Raw genomic sequence first — 21,679 nt, forward strand, 5'->3', positions numbered from 1 at the left:
GCCAAACAACAAGCGCTGAGACTTAACTACATGAAAATCACCCCGTTCACCGCCCTGGCCGCCGCCACGCTGCTGGCCAGCCTGCCCGCCCACGCGCAAAACGCCGACCGCAAGTTCGACGGCGTCACCCAGCGTGACGGCCATCTGGAAGTCCGCACCAGCGACGGCAGCTACCTGATCACGCCCTACTCGGCCGGCATTATCGAAACCACCTTCGTGCCCAAGGGCGAAAGCGCCGATCCGGCCTCGCACGCGGTGGTGCTGGCGCCGGCCGCCGTCAAGACCACGCTGAAACAGAAGGCCGGCGCCATCGAATACGCCACGCCGGGCCTGACCGTGATCATCACCAAGTCGCCGTTCAGGATCGCCTACGCTTACAAGGGCAAGCCGCTGGTGGCCGAAAAACGCGGCTACATCCACGTCACCGACGACGTGGCCAAGGGCAGCAAGGATATCAACAAGGGCGAGCCGCGCACGCTGGAGGCCATCGAGTTCGCGCTCGATAAAACCGAAGCCCTGTACGGCGCCGGCTCGCGCGCGGTCGGCATGGACCGTCGCGGCTACCGCTTCACACTATATAACAAGGCGCACTACGGCTACGGCGAACACTCGGAGCTGATGGGCTACACCATGCCGGTCGCGCTGTCGTCGAAGATGTACGCGATCCACTTCGACAATCCGCAAACTGGCTACCTCGATTTCGACAGCCGCAAGGACAACACGCTGACCTATGAAGCGATCGGCGGACGCAAGACCTATCAGGTGATCGCCGGCGACAGCTGGGCCGACGTGGTGGGCAACTACACCAGCCTGACCGGCAAGCAGCCATTGCCGCCACGCTGGGCCTTCGGCAATTTCGCCATGCGCTTCGGCTACCACAATGAGCAGCAGGCGCGCGACACGGTCAACCAGTTCATCGCCGACGACATTCCGCTGGACGCCATCGTGTTCGACCTGTTCTGGTTCGGCAAAGAGATCAAAGGCACCATGGGTAACCTGGCCTGGGACAAGAATAACTTCCCCAATCCGCAGGCGATGATCGCCGACTTCCAGAGCAAGGGCGTGCAGACGGTGCTGATCTCCGAGCCGTTTGTGCTGGATACCTCCAGCCGCTGGCAGGAGGCGGTCGACAAAAAGGTGCTGGCCACCGGTGCCGACGGCCAGCCGCTGGCCTACGACTTCTACTTCGGCCACACCGGCTTGATCGACATCTTCGGCGCGCAGGGCAAGGACTGGCTGTGGGATATCTACAAGGGCCTGCACCAGCAAGGCGTCAAGGGCGTGTGGGGCGATCTCGGTGAACCGGAAGTGCATCCGACTGCGGCGCGCCACGCCACCGGCAGCGCGGACCAGGTGCACAACATCTACGGCCATCAATGGGCGCGACTGGTGGCGGAAGGCTACCAGCGCGACTTCCCGAACGAGCGGCCGTTTATCCTGATGCGCGCCGGCTATTCGGGCACGCAGCGCTACGGCATCATGCCGTGGTCGGGCGATGTCAATCGCGGCTGGGACGGACTGCAATCGCAGCCGGAAATCTCGCTGCAAATGGGCATGCAGGGCGTCGGCTATATGCACTCGGACCTGGGCGGCTTCGCCAACCCGGTGCTGGACAACGAGCTGTATCAGCGCTGGCTGCAATACGGCGTGTTCCAGCCGGTATTCCGCCCGCATGCGCAGGAAGAAGTGCCGTCCGAGCCAGTCTATCGCGAAGCAAAAACCAAGGCGCTGGCGCGCGAGGCGATTCGCCTGCGTTACCGCCTGCTGCCGTATAACTACACGCTGGGCTTCGACAACAATCAGCAAGGCTTGCCGCTGATGCGTCCCATGCTGTACGAGGAGCCGGGCAACGCCAAGGTGCGCGCCATGTCGTCCACCTACTTGTGGGGCAAGGACTTCCTGGTCACGCCGGTGATGAAGCCTGGTGCCACCACGGCCGACGTCTACTTCCCGGCGCGCAGCGCGTGGTTCGACTTCTACACCGGCGAGAAGCAGGCCGGCGGGGCCACGCGCTCGGTCGCGCTGACGCCCGACCACGTACCGGTCTACGTCCGTGCCGGCGCCTTCATCCCGATGACGAAAGTGGTGCAGACCACGCGCGACTACAACACGCGTCAGCTGGAACTGCACTACTGGCACGACCCCTCGGCGCCAGCCGGCAGCGGCAAGCTATATGACGACGACGGCCTGACCGCGCAAGCCTACGAACAAGGCAAGTATGAGCTGGTGCGCTTCGCCAGCAAGCTGCAAGGCAAGGCGCTGTCGCTGCGGGTGGAGTCGGAAGTCGGCCAGCACTACCAGCGGCCGGAACGTGCCATCGCGCTGACCGTGCATAACGTCACGGCCGCGCCATCGTCGGTACGCGTCGATGGCAAGATCGCCGTCTATGCGTGGGACGAGGCGGCCAGGCTGCTCACCGTCGACCTGCCGGCCAGCGCGCAGGCCAGCCGCAGCGTCGAGATCGCGCTGTAGTCAGATGCGGTCGAGCAGCTGCTGCTCGGCCCTTTCGCTCAGCACCAGCACCAGCTTCAGGCGCGCGCGCGTCATGCCGACGAACAGCTTGCGCAGCACCAGCTGATCCATCTCCTCGAAATCGATCTCGGTGAAGATGATGGCCGGCGCCGACTGGCCCTTGAAGCGGTACACCGATTCCGCCAGCAGGCCGCCGTCGCGGTATTGCGGATTGCCGAACAAATCGTATTCGCCGGTGAAGGACTTCAGCGTGTGCACATCGCTCAGCTGGTCGAGGTGCAGGATGGCCGATTTCTCGCGGCCGCGGAAAGACGCGATGGCGATGTCCTCGCGCGTAAAGCCGGCGCCCAGGCATAGTGTGACGGCGCGCCGCGTTTGCGCCAGCATCGCCTCGGTGTCGCCTTCCGGATACACCAGTTCCTCGATATCGGCGCCCTTGAACGGGCTGCCCGCTTCCACCGGCGTGTCGGTGGCGCCGATGGTCGCCAGTAGTTCGACGATCTGGCGCGGACTGCGGTAGTTGGTGTCAGAGTGCAGCGTTACCCAGCCAGGCAAAGGAACACTCTCCTTGCCGTACAGGTTTTGATTCGGATCTTCCAGCCAGATTGCGCGGCCTTCGGGCCTGAGCATGCGCAGCAAAATGTCGCGCCAGGCGGACGAGAAATCCTGCCCTTCGTCGACGATCAGCACATCGTATTGCCAGTTCGCCGGCAGCGGCGACACTGTCATTTCTGCTTCGATTTTTTCCCATACATCCGGCGCGGCATAGTTGGGCGTATTGCCCTGCTCACGCGCGAAGGCGTCGCTCAGCATGTGGAAGCTGGTCACGCGGCCGCCGTCCGGTACCAGCGTCTGGATATGGTCGGCCAGCGGCCGGTTGTAGCACACGTACAGCGGACACAGGCCCGCTTCGATGGCGGCCGCGTATTCCGACAACGCCAGCTGCGTCTTGCCACTGCCGGCGGTGCCCATCACGCGCAGGCGAAACGGCGCGAACTCCAGCCGGTGCGCCCACGTTGCCAGGCCGCCCGACAGCCGCGCCACCATGCGCGCGGCATTGCCGATCATCGCGCTCGGGTCGGGACGGAGGCTGAGCATATTGCCAAGGAAGCGCGTGACCTTGTCGAACTGCGCGTCGGCTGGCGCATCGCCCACCGGCAGGATGTCGCGCACCATTTGCGCCAGCAGGTGCTTGTTGCTGGCGTCGATGATGTGGCGCGGGTCCAGCCCGGCCAGGTGCGGATCGCGCACCAGGTAGTCCGGGCAATACAGTACGTAGTCGATCGACAGCTCGCTGCCAAAGCGCTCGGTCAGCACGCGGATCGAACGCATGATGTGCTGCGCCACGCGGCGCGGCTTGCCGGCGTACTGCTTGACTAGGCCATCCGGCGTCTCGTTGAGGAAGCCGGCGATCTGCTCGATCAGCAGCACCCGGCCGTTCGGCGCCACGATCACAAAGTCAACCTGGTCAAACGCCGAGTAGCCCTTCTCCACATTAGTCCAGTGGACGCCGTGATAGATATGGTAGGGCGATTCCGCCAGCGTCGCATTCAGATACGCCAGCGTTTCAATCTCGCGCGCCGCCGCGCCAGTCGCCGACATCTCTTGCCAGCCGGTGGGATGAAGATGAGCCATGTAGTGAGCGCCGCCCTAATAAAAAATACATTGTAAGTTATATACCCACGGGAGCCCGATCTACGCCCCTGTGGCAATCCTTCTATTTTCGCCCCTATTTTTCACTATTTTCTTCTGCTTTTTTCTATTAAGTGGGCTGCAGAACCAAACAGAGAAAAATAGAAGGAAATAGAAGGCCAAATAGAACGAAATCCACAGGGAGCGGGGGACGGTCCACCTACCCGATATAGACCGCCTTCGACCATGTATCATTACTCATCGCCGCCGTCGTGCGATGACCAACACCAATACCTCGGGAGATGTCTGTGACACCAAAAATTATCAGCACGCTGCTGGCCTCCGCCCTCGCAGCCACCAGCGTTACCGCGCTGGCCGCACCCGCTGCCAAACCCACCGCCGCCGAAGCCGAACGCTTCCTTGCCGACACTGAAGCCAGGCTGAATAAGCTGAACAACGAACAGTCGCGCGCCGCCTGGGTCGGTTCCAACTTCATCACCGACGACACCGAAGGCATCGCCTCCTACTTCGCCGAACGCTACCTGACCGCCTCCGGCGAAGCCGCCATCGGCGCGCGCCGCTTCAACGGCGTCAAGCTGCCGGCGGAATCCGCGCGCAAGATCATGCTGCTGCAGCAAACGCTGGTCTTCGCCGATCCGAAGGAACGCGAACAGTACGCCCAGCTGCAAGCCGCCATGAACGGCGCCTACGGCAAAGCCAAATACTGCTCCACGCCCGACAACTGCATGGCGCTCGGCGAAATGGAAAAAGTCCTGGCCACCAGCCACGACGAAGCCAAACTGAAGGAAATGTGGGTCGGCTGGCACGCCCAGTCGCCGTCGTACAAACAGAAATACATCGACTACGTCGCCCTGTCCAACAAAGGCGCGCAGCAGATGGGCTTTGCCGATACCGGCGTGATGTGGCGCTCGCAGTACGACATGCCGCCGGAAGCCTTTGCCGCCGAGATGGAACGTCTGTGGCAGCAGGTCAAGCCGCTGTACGACTCGCTGCTGACCTACACCCGCTACAAGCTGCGCGCCACCTACGGCCCGGACGTGGTGCCGCTGGACGGCCCGATTCCGTCGCACCTATTCGGCAATATGTGGGCGCAAAACTGGTCCAACCTGTACCCGCTGTTGAAACCGACGACGGGCGCCAGCAGCTACGACCTGACCAAGGTGCTGGAGCAACGCAAGACCGATGCCAAACAGATGACCCAATATGCCGAGGGCTTCTACACCTCATTGGGCATGCAGAAGCTGCCGACATCGTTCTGGGAACGCTCGCTGCTGACCAAGCCGCGCGACCGCGACGTGGTGTGTCACGCGTCGGCCTGGCCGTTGAATGAGAAGGACGACGTGCGCATCAAGATGTGCATCACGCCGACCGCCGAAGACTTCACCGTGATCCACCATGAACTGGGCCACATCTACTACTTCCTGGCCTACACCAAGCAGCCCTTCCTGTTCCGCAACGGCGCCAATGACGGCTTCCACGAAGCCATCGGCGACACCGTCGCGCTGTCGATCACGCCGAGCTACCTGAAGCAGATCGGCCTGATGGACCAGGAACCGGACGTCACCGCCGACATCCCGCAACTGCTGGAACGCGCGCTGAGCAAGGTGGCGATCCTGCCGTTCGCCTACTCGGTGGATAAATGGCGCTGGGACGTCTACTCCGGCAAAACCAAGCCGGCCGACTACGACAACAGCTGGTGGCAGCTGCGTGAGCAATACATGGGCATGAAGCGCCCAGTGCCGGCCAACGGCACCAGTGGCTTTGACGCCGGCGCCAAGTACCACGTAGCGGCCGACGTGCCGTATGCGCGCTACTTCCTGGCCGACATGCTGCAATTCCAGTTCCACCGCGCGCTGTGCCGCGAAGCTGGCTACACCGGCCCGTTGAACCGCTGCTCGGTGTACGGCAACGCCAAGGCCGGCGCCAAGCTGCAACAGATGCTGGCACTGGGCGCCAGCAAGCCATGGCCGGAAGCCTTGAAAGCCATCTCCGGCGAAGACAAAATCGACGGCAACGCGCTGCTCGAATACTTCGCGCCGCTGAAAACCTGGCTGGATCAGCAGAACGCCGCGCTGGCGGCGGCAGAGAAGAAGTCGTAAAGCCACCCCGCACGGCAACGCAAAGGTCTGACTCCGTACGGAGTCAGACCCCGAGCGCAAGCCTCGGGGAGCGCAGTGCTAATACCGCCCAATCAACAATCCGATCCCGCCACAATCCCCTTCTTCTGCTGCTCGCGGCAACGAGGAGAATCACGCGCCATGGTGCGCTGGTTTTCTTCCTTCAGGCGCTCCGCCTCGCGCGCGCGTGCTTCCATGATCGGCTGCGCCGCCGCCTGATCCTGCTCCAGCCCCGGCACATTGGCCGGACGCGTGATGGTCGCCGCCAGATCGGCAAACACCGGCAGGTTGGTCCAATAAGTATTCTTCGCGCCGCTGACCCACACCGCCGTCACTTCCGGCGTGGCGATGCTGCTCACCCCATCCGGATATTGATAGGTGCGTACCACTGGCGCCACGCCCAGCGCCTTGCCGTTTTCGTAAATGGTGGCGCCGACCGGCATGCTGTCGTAGGTCAGCATCGCGGTGCGCGCACCTGGCGCTGCACAGCCGCTAAAAACTGCCACTACCGCAGCCGCCATGGCGACGCGAACGATTTTTTTCATTGTTTTCTCCCCTCGGTTTTTATAATAGGCGCCGCACAATGTGCGGCGATAAACGCGGCCTGCGTCGGCATCGCGCCCACGCAGTTCCGGATCACACTTTCCACTTCCTTCAGCAAACCATCGATCTGCGCCTCGCCAGTCAGGCCCACCAGCGGATGACTGGCGCGCGGCCGCACGCGCTGGCCATGCAGCACCTGCAGCCAGTTATGCTGGGTGAACAGCTCCAGCCCATCGCGGAACACCCGGCCGTGACTGCGGAACAAATCGATCCGGTGCTGCAAATCTTCCGGCACCTCCATCTGCCGGCAGTAGTTCCAGAAGCGCGTGTCATCGCGCTCGGTGGCTTTGTAGTGCAGGATAACGAAATCGCGCGCCCAGCGGTATTCCTCATCCATCACCCGATTGTACTGCCGGATGTCGGCCGCCTCGAAACCGCCCGAGGGGAAGTAGCTGATCAGGTGCGCGATCGCCATTTGGATCAGATGAATGCTGGTCGGCTCCAGCGGCTCGATAAACCCGCACGACAGCCCGATCGACACCACGTTGCCATGCCACGCCTTGCTACGCTTGCCGGTGCGGAAACGGAGGGTGCGCGGTTCGGCCAGCGCCTCGCCATCCAGATTATTCATCAGAATGGACTGCGCCTCGTCCGCGCTCATGAACTTACTGGAGAACACATGGCCATTGCCGATGCGGTGCTGCAGCGGGATGCGCCACTGCCAGCCGGCGCCATGCGCGGTGGCGCGCGTGTACGGCGTCAACTCCGGCGCATTCGCGCACGGCACCGCAATCGCCGTATCGCACGGCAGCCAGTGCGACCAGTCCTCGAACGGCGTATTCATCGCGCCTTCGATCAGCAGCGCGCGGAAGCCGGAACAGTCGATAAACAGATCGCCCGCGATCACCGTGCCGTTTTCCAGCACCACGGCGGTGACGTGGTTGTCCGCATCGCGCTGGCGCACCTGGGTGATCTTGCCCTCCACCCGCTGCACGCCGCGCGTCTCGCTGAAATTGCGCAGGAAGCGCGCATACAGCGAGGCGTCGAACTGGTACGCATGGACGATCTGCGACAGCGGCGAATTGCCCAGCTCCGGCCGCGCGCGCGTGAACTTGTTGTGCATGGCGGCGACATTGTTGATCGAGTAGTGCTCCAGCGCCGACGCCTTGCCGGCCAGGTACTGCTGCAGCCAGTGCTGGTAGAAATCCACCGTCCAGCCATCCTGGCCGATCACGCCGAACCCGTGCACATAGCGGTCGCCGATGCGTCCCCAGTTGACAAACTCGATGCCCAGCTTGAAGGTGCCCTGGGTCTGCCGCATGAAATCGTCCTCGTCGAGGTCGAGCATGCGGTTGAACAGGTTAATCATCGGGATGGTGGCCTCGCCGACGCCGATGGTGGCGATCTGGTCGGATTCCACCAGCTTGATGTTGTACTGGCCCTTCAGCATCTTCGACAGCGCTGCAGCCGTCATCCAGCCGGCGGTGCCGCCACCGACGATGACGATGTCTTTTAATGGTTGCATCTTCGCTCCAGAAGAGAAAAAGCCCCTTGCCGAACAAATCCGGTCAAGGGGCTTTCACTTTACCTCACAACTTCAGCTTACATCTTGTAGCTGAGGCTGAAGAACAGGGTGCGGCCGGTCTGCGTGCGGGTCTTGGTCGAACCGTCGGCATTCGACTCCACGTAGTAAGGGCTGTTCAGGTTGTTACCCTCGACGCGGAACGACAGTCCTTTCATCGGACCTTCCTGGATCTCGTAGCCGATCTGTGCCGACAGCCACTTCTGCGACTCGATGTACACCAGCGATGGGAAACCGCCGACCGTATCATTCGCGACGTTACCCACGTAACGCGAACGGTAGTTGGTGGCCACGAAGGCGCTGAAGCCTTTCTTCTCGAAGTACACCTGCAGCTTGGCGTTGGTCTTCGACAGGCCTGGCAGCGGGATGTTGCCGGCGTCAGCCGCCTGGTCCGGATTCTTGCCGATGATGTTAGGCAGTTGCACCGAGCTGAACGTCGACGAGTAGCTGCCCGAGGCGCCGAAGCCATTCAGGATCGGATGAATCAGCTCGAACGGCGCCGATGCGGTCAGCTCGAAGCCCTTCAGGTTGCCGCCGTTACCATTGGTGGTGGTGGTGTAGATACCCTTGTTACCACCGGCTGGAGTCGACAGGCCGAAGGTGGTCAGGTACGGCGAGAAGTCGAAGTCCGAAATCGTCTGCGGCACGATGTAGCTGTTCAGCTTTTTGTAGAACAGCGCGGCGCTGACGTAGCCCTTCTTGGCGAAGTATTTCTCCAGCGAGAAGTCCAGCGCATCGGCACGGAACGGCTTCAGGTTCGGATTGCCGGCCGAGCCTTCAAAGCGGGCCGGCGGCACCACGCCATTGACGGCGGTTGGCGTATTGTTCACGGCGAAGCTGAACGAATTGCGCATGTCGGTCATGTTCGGACGCGCCACCTGTTTCGACGCGCCGAAACGCGCCAGGTAGCTGTTACCCAGATCGAAATTCAGGTTCAGCGACGGCAGGAAATCGTTGTAGCTGGTGCCATCGGTCACCAGGCCGGTCGATGGGTCGTTCAGCACTGGCGACGAACCCACGGCAGCGTGGTAGCCGGTCGCTTCCTGCTTGGTGTGCACCGCCTGGAAGCCGACGTTACCGCTGACCGGGATCTCGCCCACGCGGCTGTCGATATCCAGCTTGGCGTAGACCGTGCTCAGTTTTTCCTGCACGCCGTAGGATTTCGACAGAATGTCGTTGGCGTACTTGCGCTGCACTACCGCGCCCGGGATCAGGTCCACCTGTGGATCGAACACCAGCATGCTGATGCCGGTGCCGCCGACATTGCTGGCCACGGTCGAACCGCTCGGGAACGGCACGCGGTCGTAGCCGTCGTTGGTGGCCGACTGGATCACACCTTCATCGGCCACGCGCTTCTTGGTGCGGTCGGTAAAGTTGACGCCAAAGCGCAGGTTCGAGAAGTAGTTATTCTCCGGGATTTCGTACTTGGCTTCGGCGCGGATCGCATTGACCTGGTCGCGGATCGTCGGGCCCTTGTAGTAGCCGGCTTGCGACACCGAACCGCAGGCCGAGGTATTGGCGATGCCGGACCAGCCGCACTGGTTACGCACGGCCATGGTGTTTGGATCGGTCAGGCTGTTACCGTAGCTCATGCTCGGGATGTGGCCATCCAGGCCGGTCAGCGTCAGCGCAGCGTTGGTCGGGGTGCCGCCGTAGTATTCCACGTCGCGCTCAACACGGTCGGCCGAATTGTGGCTCAGGTCAACCATGGTGCTCCAGCCGTTACCCAGCTTGAGGTTGGTTTTCCAGCCGATCGACTTGATGGTGTCGTTGTCCAGAATACCTTCGTTGCGGTCGATCAGGCCGACATTGTTCATGGTGGCCGAGGTGGCGATGCCGTTGGCCACCGTGGCGTTGGTGAACACGCCGGTGCCTGGCACCTGGATCTGGCTCAGCTTGGTGTAGTCGTCGATCTTCGACCAGAACATATCGATCTGGCTGTTGAAGTCGCGGCTAGGCTTGAAGGCGATGATCGCCGCCACGCCCTTGCGGTCGTCGCGCACATTGCGGGTGCTGGCGTTATAGCCCGAGCCACCCGGTACTTTGGCGGTGACGGTATTGCCGGCGGTGTCGGTGACGGCACCGGTGTAGTCGCCCCAGGTGCCGAATTCATATTGCGAGGAATCGTTGGTCTGACGCACGAAGCCGACCGCCACGCCCAGCGTGCGGTTCAGGAACTGGTCGATGTAGGTGACGCTCTCGCGGTGGCCCTTGCCCTGGGCTTCCAGGCCCAGACCGTTCTTGGTGCGCTGGAACTTGGCGGCGATGGTGCGCTTGCCGAAGGCCAGCGGATCGATCAGCTGCTGGTCGATGGTACCGGCCAGGCCCGCACCCATCACGGTCGAATCGGTGGTTTTATAAACGGTGGCGCCGGCGATCAGTTCAGCCGGGTACGCGCTCAGGTCGACCGCGCGGCTGTCGCCGGTGCTGGTCTGTTCGCGGCCATTCAGCAGGTAGCCGGCGAAGTCCGGGCCGAGGCCGCGGATGCTGACGGTGGAGGCGTTGCCGTCCTTGGTACGCTGGGTGGTCAGGCCCGGCAGGCGTGCCAGCGATTCCGCGATGGTGGTGTCCGGCAGCTTGCCGATATCTTCCGCCGAAATCGCTTCCACGATGGAGCTGGCGTCTTTCTTAACCGAAATCGCGTCCTCGATGCCGCGGCGGATGCCGGACACGGTCACGCTCTGCACGCTGTCGGCGCTTGGCGCGGTCTGCGCAAACGCAGGCTGGACCAGAGTCGACAGCAAGACGGCGCAACCAGCTGCGACCGGGCTCAATTTAAATACAACGGCCTGGGCGGCGCCGCGCTGGTTAACGGAATTCTTCATCTGTGTCCCCTCATCATCAAAAAAATACCCGCGACACCACGGCCGGCTCTGGCTACATCGACTACACGGGTTCCAAGGAATATGAACGCTCTTTAGGACGTTCTAAACAGAATTTTGTACTAAAACTAGATTCTGTGTCAATCAAGCTTCTGTAATCCTACGGCGTCATAGGTGCGCCAGCCCTTGCTTCTCCTATGAAAACCGCGATGTCGTTGTATTTCGGCTACAGAAGTGTCGTCATCAAACTGTAGTGGAACTACATTTTAGTGGCCGGCAAGCTGCAATTCTGTGGCATTTCCTACCTGTCAACCCTTCGCCACCACGCACGGCACCGCCCTCGGTCGAATATCTGTATTAAAACTAGAAATTCAGCCGGATTCCGTAGTATTCTCGCCAAAAACCATCAAAACGCATCTGTAGTACAACTACCACGGGTGCTTCCGGAGACCATATGCACAAGATTCTCGCCGCCCTGCTGGCGCTGCTGCCGCTCAGCGCCACCGCCGCCCCTTATCAGATCGACCACATGGACCCGCCGCTGTGGTGGACCGGCATGCACAACAGCCGGCTGCAACTGATGGTGCACGGCCAGCAGATCGCCGACCTGGAACCGGCGCTGGCCTATCCAGGCGTGCGCATCGCCTCGGTCAGCCGCGTCGCCAACCGCAACTACCTGTTTGTCGACCTGGAGATCGCCCCCGACGCCAAGCCCGGCAAGATCGACCTGACCTTCCAGCGCGGCAGCCAGAACGTCCACTACAGCTACCAGCTGCTGGCGCGCGCACCCGGCTCGGCACAGCGCGCCGGCTTCAGCAGCAAGGACGCGATCTACCAGGTGATGCCGGACCGCTTCGCCAACGGCGACCCGGCCAACGACAACGCCGCGGGCATGCGCGAGCGCGCCAACCGCGCCGAAGGCGGCGGCCGCCACGGCGGCGACATCCGCGGCATGGCCCAGCACCTCGACTACATCGCCGGCATGGGCTTCACCATGCTGTGGCCGACGCCGCTGCTGGAGTCGAACATGCCGGCCTACTCCTACCATGGCTACGCCACCACCGACCATTACCGCATCGACCCGCGCTACGGCAGCAACGCCGAATACCGCGACTTCGTGGCGGCCGCGCGCGGCAAAGGGCTGGGCGTGATCCAGGACGTGGTGCTGAATCACATCGGTTCCAGCCATTGGTGGCTGCAGGACATGCCAACCCCGGACTGGCTGACCTATCAAGGCAAATACGTGCCGACCGAGCACCACCGCGTGGCGTTGCAGGACCCGTACGCATCGGACGAAGACAAGCGCAACTTCACCGACGGCTGGTTCGTGCAAAGCATGCCGGACCTGAACCAGGCCAATCCCTACCTGGCCACCTACCTGATCCAGAACGACATCTGGTGGATCGAATACGCCGGCCTGGCCGGCCTGCGGGTGGACACCTACGGTTACTCGAACACCGACTTCCTCAGCCGCTGGTCCGGCGCGCTGATGGCCGAGTACCCGCACCTGAATCTGGTGGGCGAGGAATGGAGCACCATGGCGCCGGTGGTGGCTCACTGGCAGCAGGGCAAGCGCAACTTCAACGGCTACGAATCGCACATGCCGAGCATGATGGACTTCCCGCTGACCGACGCCATGCGCCGCGGCCTGGCCGCCGCCGATGGCGACGAGCGCAGCCTGACCACGCTGTACGAAGCGCTGTCGCTCGACTACCTGTACCCGAATCCGGGCAACCTGGTGCTGTTCGAGGGCAACCATGACATGTCGCGCATCTTTAGCGAACTGCATGGCGATGAAAACCTGTTCCGCATGGCGATGGCCTTCGTCGCCACCGCGCCGCGCATCCCGCAGTTCTATACCGGCAGCGAGATCCTGATGACCAGCACCGTCAAGCACCGCGACGACGCCTCCTACCGCCTCGACTTCCCCGGCGGCTGGAGCGGCGACACCGTCAACGCCTTCACCGGCCAGGGCCTGACGCCACAGCAGCTGGCGGCGCAAGCCTACGTCAAGCGGCTGTTCAACTGGCGCAAGAACGCCACCGTCATCCACAACGGCAAGATGATGCACTACGGTCCGGAGCAGAACACCTACGTCTACTTCCGCTATGACGGCACGCACAAAGTCATGGTGGCCTTCAACAAGAACCAGACCGACACCGTGCTGAAGACCGGCCGCTTCCACGAAATGCTGGACGGCGTCAGCGCCGGCACCGACGTCATGACCGGTCAGCGCGTGTCCTTGGCGGGCGAAGTCAGGCTACCGGCGCGCTCGGTGATGATCCTGGAGATCCAATAATGAAGCCCGTCCGCACCGCGCTCTGCGCCGCGCTGCTGCCGTTATTCGCCCACGCGGCCGCCGGCACTAGCACCGCCACTGCCAGCTACCCGACCTGGGACGGCAAGCAGGAAACCGTGCGCTACGCCACCCCGGACGCCGGCGCCGCGCAGCGCAGTTACACCCAGTCGACCACCATGAAGGTGCGCGAAGGCGGCAAACAAGAAATCAGCTACAGCGAAAGCGCGTCGCTGCCAACGGTCCGCAGCGGCAACCTCGCCTTCGACGCCCTGTTCGCGCTGGCCGGCGCCGAAATGAAGCTGGACTCCGTCAGTGAAATCCGCGACGGCAGCTACAACGGCGGCAACGCCATCCCGTGCGACTGCTTCGAAACCGGCGAGTTGTGGCACTACGTGTGGACGCGCGACCTGTCCTACGCCGCCTTGCTGGGCCTCGGCATGCTCGACCCGCAACGCACCCGCAACTCGCTTGCCTTCAAACTTGCCGGCTACCGCGATGGCGTCACGGCTGGCGCCCACGCGGTCGGCGACGGCTACCAGATCGTGCAGGACACCGGCAGCGGCGGCAGCTGGCCGGTCAGCACCGATCGCGTCAGCTGGGCCTTCGGCGCTGACGAAGCCTTGAAAGCGCTGCCGCCGGCCGAACGCCAGGCCTTCGCACAACAAGCCTTGCACGCCCTGCGCAACACGCTGGACAACGACCGCATCGCCATCTGGGACGCCGCCGACGGCTTGTACAACGGCGAAGAATCCTTCCTCGACTGGCGCGAACAAAGCTACGCCGCCTGGCTGCCGAACGAGCTGTCGTACATGGCCACGTCCAAGGCGCTGTCCACCAACGCCGCCCACTACAAGGCGCTGACGCTGGCCGCGCAACTGGCCAAGGAACAGGGCGACACCGCCACCGCCGCGCGTTACAACGGCTGGGCCACCGCATTGAAGACCGCCATCAACCGGCGCTTCTGGCAAGCCGACAGCGGCATGTACAGCAGCGTCACCGCCGGCCACTTCGACGGCGCGGCGCTGTACAAATACGACTGGCTGGGGCAGTCGCTGGCCATCGTCACCGGCATCGCCGATCAGCGCCAGACGGAAAGCATTCTGGCCCACTATCCGCATGGCCCGTTCGGCGCGCCGGTCATCTGGCCGCAGCAGGCCAATACCGCCGTTTATCACAACCGCGCCATGTGGCCGTTCGTTACCGCGTACGGCTTGAAGGCGGCTGCCATCGGCGGCAACGTCGCCGTGGCAGATGCGGCCTACGCCACGCTGATGCGCGGCGCAGCCACCAACCTGTCCAACATGGAAAATCTGGAATGGCTGTCCGGCCAGCCGATGCTCGACGACGGCAAACTGAGTGGTCCGGTAGTCAATTCGCGCCGCCAGTTGTGGTCTGTCGGCGGTTACCTGGGCATGGTGGTGGGCAGCGTGTTTGGCGTGCAGACCACCAACGACGGCATCGCCGTGCGGCCGTTCATCACGGCGCGGCTGCGGCGCGAGACATTTGTAGGCAGCGATGCGATCACGCTGAATCAACTCACGCTTCGCGGCAAGCGCATCGCCGTGCGCGTGCAACTGCCGACCGCCGTTGCGGGCGATGGCTACTACGCAGTCGCCGGCATCACGTTGAACGGCAAGCCTGCCAGCGCGGCGCTGGCATGGGATGCGCTGGGCGACGACAACAGCATCGAGATCCGCCTCGGCAAACTGCTGCCGGGCCAGCAGGCCAAGCGCAGCGTGACCGCCAAACCACTGGCGCACGACGCCGCCGTCTACGCACCGGTCGAACCGCGCATCACCAAACTGGAACGCGGCGCCTACGGTTTCCCGACGCTGCACATCGACGGCGGTGCGACTGGCGGCGCGGGTGACAAGGCGGCCGGCGATGCCATCACCTACAACATCTACCGCAACGGCCAGTTGGTCGGGCCGCGCATCAGCGCCAGCATGTGGTCCGACCGCCACGCCGGCAAGGAAGGTAATGCCTGCTACGCGGTGGAAGCCGTGTACACGCGCTCTGGCAACCGCAGCCACCACAGCATGCCCGCATGCCTGAACAACGGCCAGGAAATCGACGTCTCCCGCGCCGGCTGGGGCGCGCCGGCGGACACCTTCGCGCAAGCCTTCAAAGTAGACAGCGCCGGCGACTACGCGGTGCAAATCAAATACCGCAACACCGCGCACCAGATCAACCTGGGCATCAGCGGCGGCGTCAAATGGGCCTCGCTGAAAGACAGCAGCGGCGCCACAGTCGCCAGCGGCATAGTCCAACTGCCGCACTCCCCGGCCAGCGAAGGCGCCAAATACTCGACGCCACTGCGCGCCGCGTTAAAGCCCGGCAGCTACACGCTGCAACTGGAAGACTTCTACAACATGAGCTACATGAAAAACAACGCCACCTACAGTGATGCAGGTGGCGTCCGGGGCCATCCAACAAGTTCGACATCGACGCCGTGCGCATCATGCCGGCTGCGCAAGTCAAGAAGTAAGCGCTGCCGCCACCTGCTGCTGGCCGCCCGCCAGCAGCAGCTCCACCTCATCCGCCGGCACCGCCGCGCTGATGCAGAAACCAAACGCCTCGTCGCACGCCATCTGCTGCAACTGCGCCAGCTGATCGGCGGTTTCCACGCCGGCCGCAATCACCTGCATGTCGAGTGTATGCGCCATCTCGATAATCGCCCGCACCATGGCCCGCCGCGCGCCAGATCATCGACAAACGACTTATCGATCTTCACCACATCCACCGCAAAACGCCGCAGATAATTCAGCGACGCATAACCGGTGCCGAAATCGCTGATCGCAATCCGCATACCCAACTGTTTGAACTGCTGCAGGATCTCCTCCGCGTTTTGGTTTTTATCGATCAGCATAGCCTCGGTGATTTCCAGCTCGATGCAACGGCCCGGCACACCGGCCTTCTCCAGTATCGCCGCAAAACTCGGCACGATATCCTTGTGGAAGAACTGACGCTGCGACAGATGCACCGTCACCGTCAGCGCCCTGCCCTGCTCCAGCCAGCGGCGCGCCTGCTCGGCCGCCGTCGCCATCACCCACGCCCCCACCGGCATGATCAGCGAACTCTGTTCCAGCACCGGCAGAAAATCCAGCGGCATCACCACGCCTAACTCCGGATGCTTCCAGCGCAGCAGCGCCTTCACGCCGGTGATCTGCTGCCGCTTCAGATCCAGCTTGGGCTGATAAGTAAGAATAAACTCATCGTTGTCCAGCGCGTGGCGTAGCGCCGTCTCCAGGATCAGCCGCGAATAAGCCTTGGCCTGCATGCTGGGCAGGAAGCGCAGGCTGGCGCCCTTGCCGCGCTGCTTGGCCGCATACATCGCCAGATCCGCCTTCTCGATCAGCGTCTCGATATCGTCGTCGTCATCCGGATACACCGCCACGCCGATGCTGGCCGCCACGTCCAGCAGATCGCCATTGACCACAAACGGCTCGGCGATGGTGTTCATGATCTTCTCCGCCACCTGCTGCGCATCGGCGCCGTTGTGCAGCTCCGTCAGCAGCACGATGAACTCATCGCCGCCCTGGCGCGCCACCGTATCCACCTCACGCACGCACTGGCGCAGGCGCTGGGCAAACTGCACCAGCACCTGGTCGCCGGCGTCATGGCCCAACGTATCGTTAATGGTTTTAAAGCGGTCGATATCGACAAACAGCACCGCCAGCAAACTCTCGTGGCGGCGCGCATAGGCCACGCCATGCTCTAGCTGCATCTGGAACTGCAAGCGGTTGGGCAGGCCGGTCAGGCTGTCGTGATGGGCGATGAAATCCAGCCGCATCTCATTGTCGCGCTGCGCCGCCAGCGCCGCCTGCAACTGGGTGCAGCGCGCGCGCAGGCCGCGCGTCTGCCATTGACCGGCCAACAGCGCCAGCAAACATGGCGCAACGCCGGCCGCTACCGGCCATATGCTGTTCATGCTGTCCCTCTTCGTCGGCTGCAGTGCGGAAGAGGGAATGATAGTGGATCGGGCTGCGCCCGATGAGCCGTTCAGCCGCCCGCTTGAGGCACGTCAAACGGCTTGTGGCAATTTTCAGCCAGCCAGCTGCAAGGTGCGGCGGCGCGATGGCGCTAATGCCACCACCGGTCCGTGCAGCTTGAAGATGCTGACCGCCTCCGACAACCTGGCCGCCTGCTGCTCCAGCGACTCGGCGGCGGCGGCGGCCTCCTCCACCAGCGCCGCGTTCTGCTGCGTCACGCTGTCCATCTGATTGATGGCGATGCTGATCTGCTCAATGCCGTCGCGCTGCTCGCCGCTGGCCACCGAAATATCGCCGATGATGGCGGTGACGCGCTGCACGCTGGCCTCGACCTCGCTCATCGTCTCGCCAGCCTGGCCGACCAGCCGGCTGCCCGCCTCTACCCGACCGACCGAGGTGCCGATCAGCTCCTTGATCTCGCGCGCCGCCGCAGCCGAGCGCTGCGCCAGCGTCCGCACTTCCGACGCCACCACCGCAAAGCCGCGCCCCTGTTCGCCGGCGCGCGCCGCCTCCACTGCCGCATTCAGCGCCAGGATATTAGTCTGAAAGGCGATGCCATCGATTACGCCGATAATGTCGGCGATCTGGCGCGAACTGTCGTTGATCTCGCCCATGGTGCGCACCATCTGGGCCACCGCGTTGCCGCCACGCGCCGCCACCTCGCGCGCGCTATCGGCCAGGCGGCAGGCTTCGGCCGCGTTCTCGTTATTCTGCTTGACGGTGGCGGTCAGCTCCACCATGGCCGCCGCCGTCTCCTCCAGCGAGCTAGCCTGCTCCTCGGTGCGGCCCGACAGATCCAGATTGCCCGCGGCAATCTCGACCGAGGCGCCGTGGATCGTCTCGGTTCCCGTGCGCACCTTGCCGACGATGGAACTCAGATTACTCTGCATCAGCTTCAGCGCCCCCAGCAGGTCGCCGATCTCATCCTTGCTGTCGACCCGCACCTCGCTGCGCAGGTCACCGGCGGCCACCGTTTGCGCCACGCTGACCGCGGCATCCAGCGGCCGCGTGATGCTGCGGATCAGCGACGTCACCGTCAGCACGCCCACCACCACCGTCACCAGCAGTGTCACGCCCATGGTAATCAGCGTCTGCCGGTAAGCAGCGCTGCTTTCCTCTTCGATCGCGCCGATCAGCCGCACCGACTCCTTGCCGATGAAGGCCACGATGTCATCGATTTTCTTGGTCGGCTCGCGGTCCATGCCCTTGACCAGGTTGTCCACCAGGTGCGCGCTGTCGGGATTGGCGGCATCGTATTTCTTCAGCGCCTCCATATAGCGCGCCACCAGCTCGTTCTGGGTTTGTATCGCCTCATCCACCAGCGGCGTTTTCAGGCCCAGCTTGCTGAGCAGGCCATCGAGCTTTTGCAGCTCGCCGCGCGTGGTTTCGCCGCCCTTGACGAAGGCCTTGCTGTATTTGTCGAGTTGGGCGGGATCGTTGCCGCGTACCAGGATGTTCTTCCATTCCTGCACCTGAATTTTGAATTCCACCTGCGCGCTGCGCGCGGTGTCGATGGCCTGGCTCAGCGCCACCGAACGCGCCAGCGCTTCTGCGCTGCGCGTGTTACTGCTGTCCAACGCGCGCCAGCCGGCCAGCGCCACGATCGCCAGTGCCAGGAAGAAGAACGCCCCCAACAGGCCCAAGCGCACACCGATCTTTAGATTGGCGAGTTTCATGACTACCCCTTTCAAGAATTCAATTCAGACAAGCTTGCTGTGCTTAATTGGTTCCGTTGTTTGGGGAACGGGCAATACTCAATACCCGGAGTCCATCTTGCTATATCGCGCTGAAAAAATCTATCAAATCTCCACGCTAGGAGAGCGCGAGTCGGTAAATGTTGGTAGGACGATTATCGGGCGGCAGCGGTTTGTGTTCAATAAACGTCAGGCCAAGCTTGGCCAGCAGTTTGATCGATACCGTGTTGTGCGGGTTGGTGATGCCCATCAAGCACTTCATGCCGAGCACATCGCGCGCATATGCCACCACTGCCGACGCCGCCTCGTACGTATAGCCCTGGCCAAAATGCGCCGGCCGGATGGCGTAGCCGATATCGACATCCGGCAGGCTGTCGCGCTTGATCAGTCCGCACAAGCCCAGCGCCTGGCCATCGCTCTTGCGTTCCATCACATACAGCGAATGCCCATGGCGCTGCTGCATCGCGCACGGCCCATCAATGATAGCGATGCGGGCGCCCTCCACGCTGCGGATACCCTTGTCGCCGATATGCTCGATCCAGGTCGGATCGTTGACCAGCTCATAATAGAACGCCGCGTCGTCGGGCGTAATGGTGCGCAGGCACAGGCGTTGCGTTTCAAGTATCTTCATGCGTCCGGCCAGTGTGAAGGATCCTCCAGCAACTGGTACATGACATACACATCGACAAAGCCGAGATACTGGTGGCGGTACGCGCGCGGCAAGGTGCCGACGATGGAAAAGCCCAGCTTCTTCCACAGCAGCACGGCCGGCATATTCGAGCTGACCACGTAATTGAACTGCATCGCCAGATAACCCTCGGCGCGGGCCCGTTCCAGGCAATCGGCGCCCAGCAGCTTGCCGACGCCGACGCCCTGCGCCGCCGGGCTGACCATAAACGAAGCATTCGCCACATGGGCGCCGCGGTCGCGCTGGTTGGGCATCAGCCGGTACATGCCGACCAGTCGTTCGCCGTTGTGGATGGCCACGTAACTGTCGATGCCGGGACCGAACCAGTAAGCGTGGCAATCCTCGCGGCTGGTATCGGCGGCAAAATAATAGGTGTCGCCGCTGGCGATCAGTTCCTGAAATATGTCCCACATGGCGCCGAAGTCGGCTTCCGTGGCGGGGCGGATGGCGATTTCTTTCAAGGCAACTCCAAGCGCATTAAACAGTGTTCAATTGTCATGGATTTCCCCGCCCAAGTCCAGCACGCATGCTAGCGGTTCAGACGGAAATTCACACTGTCCGGCCGGTCCGGCAAGCTCAGGCGCGCATGGGCGCGTGGCGACTCTGCAATAATTTTTCCTCGACGCATCACCATGCGGCGCGCGGCGCGCAGGCGGATCGCCTCCACCGGGTCGGCAGCATCCAGCAACACCAGATCGGCATGGCAGCCGGGCGCCACGCCATAGCCTTGCAGGCCGAGGATGGCGGCCGGCGTGCTGGTCACGGCGCGGAAGCAATCGCGCATCGCCTCCTGCCCCGTCATCTGCGCCACGTGCAAGCCCATCTGCGCCACCTCCAGCATATCGGCCGAGCCCAAGCTGTACCAGGGGTCCATCACGCAATCGTGGCCGAAGGCGACCGGCACGCCGGCCGCCAGCAACTCCGGCACGCGCGTCATGCCGCGCCGCTTCGGATAGGTATCGTGGCGGCCCTGCAGCGTGATATTGATCAGCGGATTGGCAATAGCGTTGACGCCGGCCTCGCGCATCAGCGGCAGCAGCTTGCTGACATAGTAGTTGTCCATCGAATGCATCGAGGTCAGGTGCGAGCCGGTCACGCGGCCGTGCAGGCCGAGACGGTTGCTCTGATAGGCCAGCGTTTCGATATGGCGCGACATCGGATCGTCCGACTCGTCGCAATGCATGTCCACCATCAAGCCCTGGTCGGCAGCGTATTCGCACAGGATGCGCACCGACTCGGCGCCATCGGCCATGGTGCGTTCGAAATGGGGAATGCCGCCCACCACATCCACACCCATGCCGATCGCGCGCTTCAGGTTGATCAGCGCATTCGGCGCGCGCAGCACGCCATCCTGCGGAAACGCCACCAGCTGCAAATCCAGATACGGCGCCACGCGGCGCTTGACCTCCAGCAGCGCTTCCACCGCCAGCAAACGGTCGTCGCAGATATCGACATGGGAACGGATCGCCAGCAGGCCGCGCGCCACCGCCCAATCGCAATACTGCAAGGCGCGGTCGATCAGCGCCTGCTGTGTCAGGTGCGGCTTCAGCTCGCCCCACAGCGCGATGCCTTCCAGCAGCGTGCCGGACGCATTGACGCGCGGCAGGCCGTAGCTGAGCGTGGCGTCCATGTGAAAGTGCGCGTCCACAAATGGCGCGCTCAGCAGATCGCCGTCGGCATCGATTTCCTGTCCGGCCTGCACCGCCAGACGCGGCCCGACCTCGACGATACGGCCGTGCTCGATGGCCACATCCACACCCTGCTGGCCATCGGCCAGATTGGCGTTGCGTATCACGACATCCATCTGCGCTCCCATT

The 21,679-nt window shown here is 63.0% G+C and carries 11 protein-coding genes and 2 pseudogenes; 4 read left to right on the plus strand and 9 right to left on the minus strand.

Features of this window, described 5'->3' with window-relative positions:
• Positions 1–30 precede the first annotated feature (30 nt).
• The gene (locus tag HH213_RS05245; protein WP_169111212.1) at positions 31–2,472 is read left to right on the plus strand and encodes a TIM-barrel domain-containing protein; all 2,442 of its coding nucleotides are present in this window, start codon (positions 31–33) and stop codon (positions 2,470–2,472) included.
• On the opposite strand, the gene HH213_RS05250 is transcribed toward HH213_RS05245, so the two are convergent.
• Positions 2,473–4,107, minus strand: coding sequence for an ATP-binding domain-containing protein (locus tag HH213_RS05250; RefSeq protein WP_169111214.1), 1,635 nt, complete (start codon positions 4,105–4,107; stop codon positions 2,473–2,475).
• 299 nt (positions 4,108–4,406) lie between these two features.
• Between HH213_RS05250 and HH213_RS05255 the strand changes: the two genes are divergently transcribed.
• Positions 4,407–6,224, plus strand: coding sequence for a M2 family metallopeptidase (locus HH213_RS05255; protein ID WP_169111216.1), 1,818 nt, complete (start codon positions 4,407–4,409; stop codon positions 6,222–6,224).
• 92 nt (positions 6,225–6,316) lie between these two features.
• Here the strand turns inward: HH213_RS05255 and HH213_RS05260 are convergent, their stop codons facing one another.
• The 3 genes from HH213_RS05260 to HH213_RS05270 all read right to left on the minus strand — a co-directional run bounded on the left by HH213_RS05260 (position 6,317) and on the right by HH213_RS05270 (position 11,192).
• Positions 6,317–6,787 (minus strand): hypothetical protein, encoded by a 471-nt coding sequence (locus HH213_RS05260; protein ID WP_169111218.1) that lies wholly within the window; start codon positions 6,785–6,787, stop codon positions 6,317–6,319.
• Positions 6,784–8,310, minus strand: coding sequence for a tryptophan halogenase family protein (locus tag HH213_RS05265; protein WP_169111220.1), 1,527 nt, complete (start codon positions 8,308–8,310; stop codon positions 6,784–6,786). Before HH213_RS05265 ends, HH213_RS05260 begins: the two co-directional genes overlap by 4 nt.
• A 77-nt stretch (positions 8,311–8,387) precedes the next feature.
• A complete protein-coding gene (locus HH213_RS05270) occupies positions 8,388–11,192 on the minus strand; it encodes a TonB-dependent receptor (RefSeq protein WP_110844913.1) in 2,805 nt (934 codons plus the stop codon).
• Positions 11,193–11,643: 451 nt separating this feature from the next.
• Here HH213_RS05270 and HH213_RS05275 point away from each other — a divergent pair, with 451 nt between their 5' ends.
• A complete protein-coding gene (locus HH213_RS05275; protein ID WP_169111222.1) occupies positions 11,644–13,488 on the plus strand; it encodes a glycoside hydrolase family 13 protein in 1,845 nt (614 codons plus the stop codon).
• Positions 13,489–14,297: 809 nt separating this feature from the next.
• Positions 14,298–14,432, plus strand: a pseudogene (locus HH213_RS30045) (hypothetical protein); the annotation flags it as partial.
• 1,533 nt (positions 14,433–15,965) lie between these two features.
• Here HH213_RS30045 and HH213_RS05285 read toward each other — a convergent pair.
• From HH213_RS05285 to HH213_RS05305, 5 genes and pseudogenes are all read right to left on the minus strand, one after another.
• Positions 15,966–17,419: pseudogene (locus HH213_RS05285) on the minus strand (putative bifunctional diguanylate cyclase/phosphodiesterase).
• Positions 17,420–17,533: 114 nt separating this feature from the next.
• Positions 17,534–19,156: a methyl-accepting chemotaxis protein gene (locus HH213_RS05290; protein WP_169111224.1), complete on the minus strand. Its 1,623-nt coding sequence runs from the start codon at positions 19,154–19,156 to the stop codon at positions 17,534–17,536.
• 136 nt (positions 19,157–19,292) lie between these two features.
• Positions 19,293–19,805: a GNAT family N-acetyltransferase gene (locus HH213_RS05295; RefSeq protein ID WP_110844917.1), complete on the minus strand. Its 513-nt coding sequence runs from the start codon at positions 19,803–19,805 to the stop codon at positions 19,293–19,295.
• On the minus strand, positions 19,802–20,323 hold the full coding sequence (locus HH213_RS05300; protein WP_110844918.1) for a GNAT family N-acetyltransferase: 522 nt from the start codon (positions 20,321–20,323) through the stop codon (positions 19,802–19,804). The genes HH213_RS05295 and HH213_RS05300 overlap by 4 nt, the downstream gene beginning before the upstream one ends.
• A gap of 68 nt (positions 20,324–20,391) precedes the next feature.
• Positions 20,392–21,666, minus strand: a complete 1,275-nt coding sequence (locus HH213_RS05305) for an amidohydrolase family protein (protein ID WP_169111226.1) — start codon at positions 21,664–21,666, stop codon at positions 20,392–20,394.
• Positions 21,667–21,679: the final 13 nt, after the last annotated feature.

This window comes from Duganella dendranthematis (genome assembly GCF_012849375.1).
Lineage (GTDB): Bacteria > Pseudomonadota > Gammaproteobacteria > Burkholderiales > Burkholderiaceae_D > Rugamonas > Rugamonas dendranthematis.

Bases quoted from the DNA above. Each gene is read 5' to 3' on its own strand.
- HH213_RS05255 (WP_169111216.1), top strand. From the start codon at position 4,407: ATGTCTGTGACACCAAAAATTATCAGCACGCTGCTGGCCTCCGCCCTC.
- HH213_RS05270 (WP_110844913.1), bottom strand. From the start codon at position 11,192: ATGAAGAATTCCGTTAACCAGCGCGGCGCCGCCCAGGCCGTTGTATTT.
- HH213_RS05305 (WP_169111226.1), bottom strand. From the start codon at position 21,666: ATGGATGTCGTGATACGCAACGCCAATCTGGCCGATGGCCAGCAGGGT.
- HH213_RS05245 (WP_169111212.1), top strand. From the start codon at position 31: ATGAAAATCACCCCGTTCACCGCCCTGGCCGCCGCCACGCTGCTGGCC.
- HH213_RS05295 (WP_110844917.1), bottom strand. From the start codon at position 19,805: ATGAAGATACTTGAAACGCAACGCCTGTGCCTGCGCACCATTACGCCC.
- HH213_RS05275 (WP_169111222.1), top strand. From the start codon at position 11,644: ATGCACAAGATTCTCGCCGCCCTGCTGGCGCTGCTGCCGCTCAGCGCC.
- HH213_RS05265 (WP_169111220.1), bottom strand. From the start codon at position 8,310: ATGCAACCATTAAAAGACATCGTCATCGTCGGTGGCGGCACCGCCGGC.
- HH213_RS05260 (WP_169111218.1), bottom strand. From the start codon at position 6,787: ATGAAAAAAATCGTTCGCGTCGCCATGGCGGCTGCGGTAGTGGCAGTT.
- HH213_RS05250 (WP_169111214.1), bottom strand. From the start codon at position 4,107: ATGGCTCATCTTCATCCCACCGGCTGGCAAGAGATGTCGGCGACTGGC.
- HH213_RS05290 (WP_169111224.1), bottom strand. From the start codon at position 19,156: ATGAAACTCGCCAATCTAAAGATCGGTGTGCGCTTGGGCCTGTTGGGG.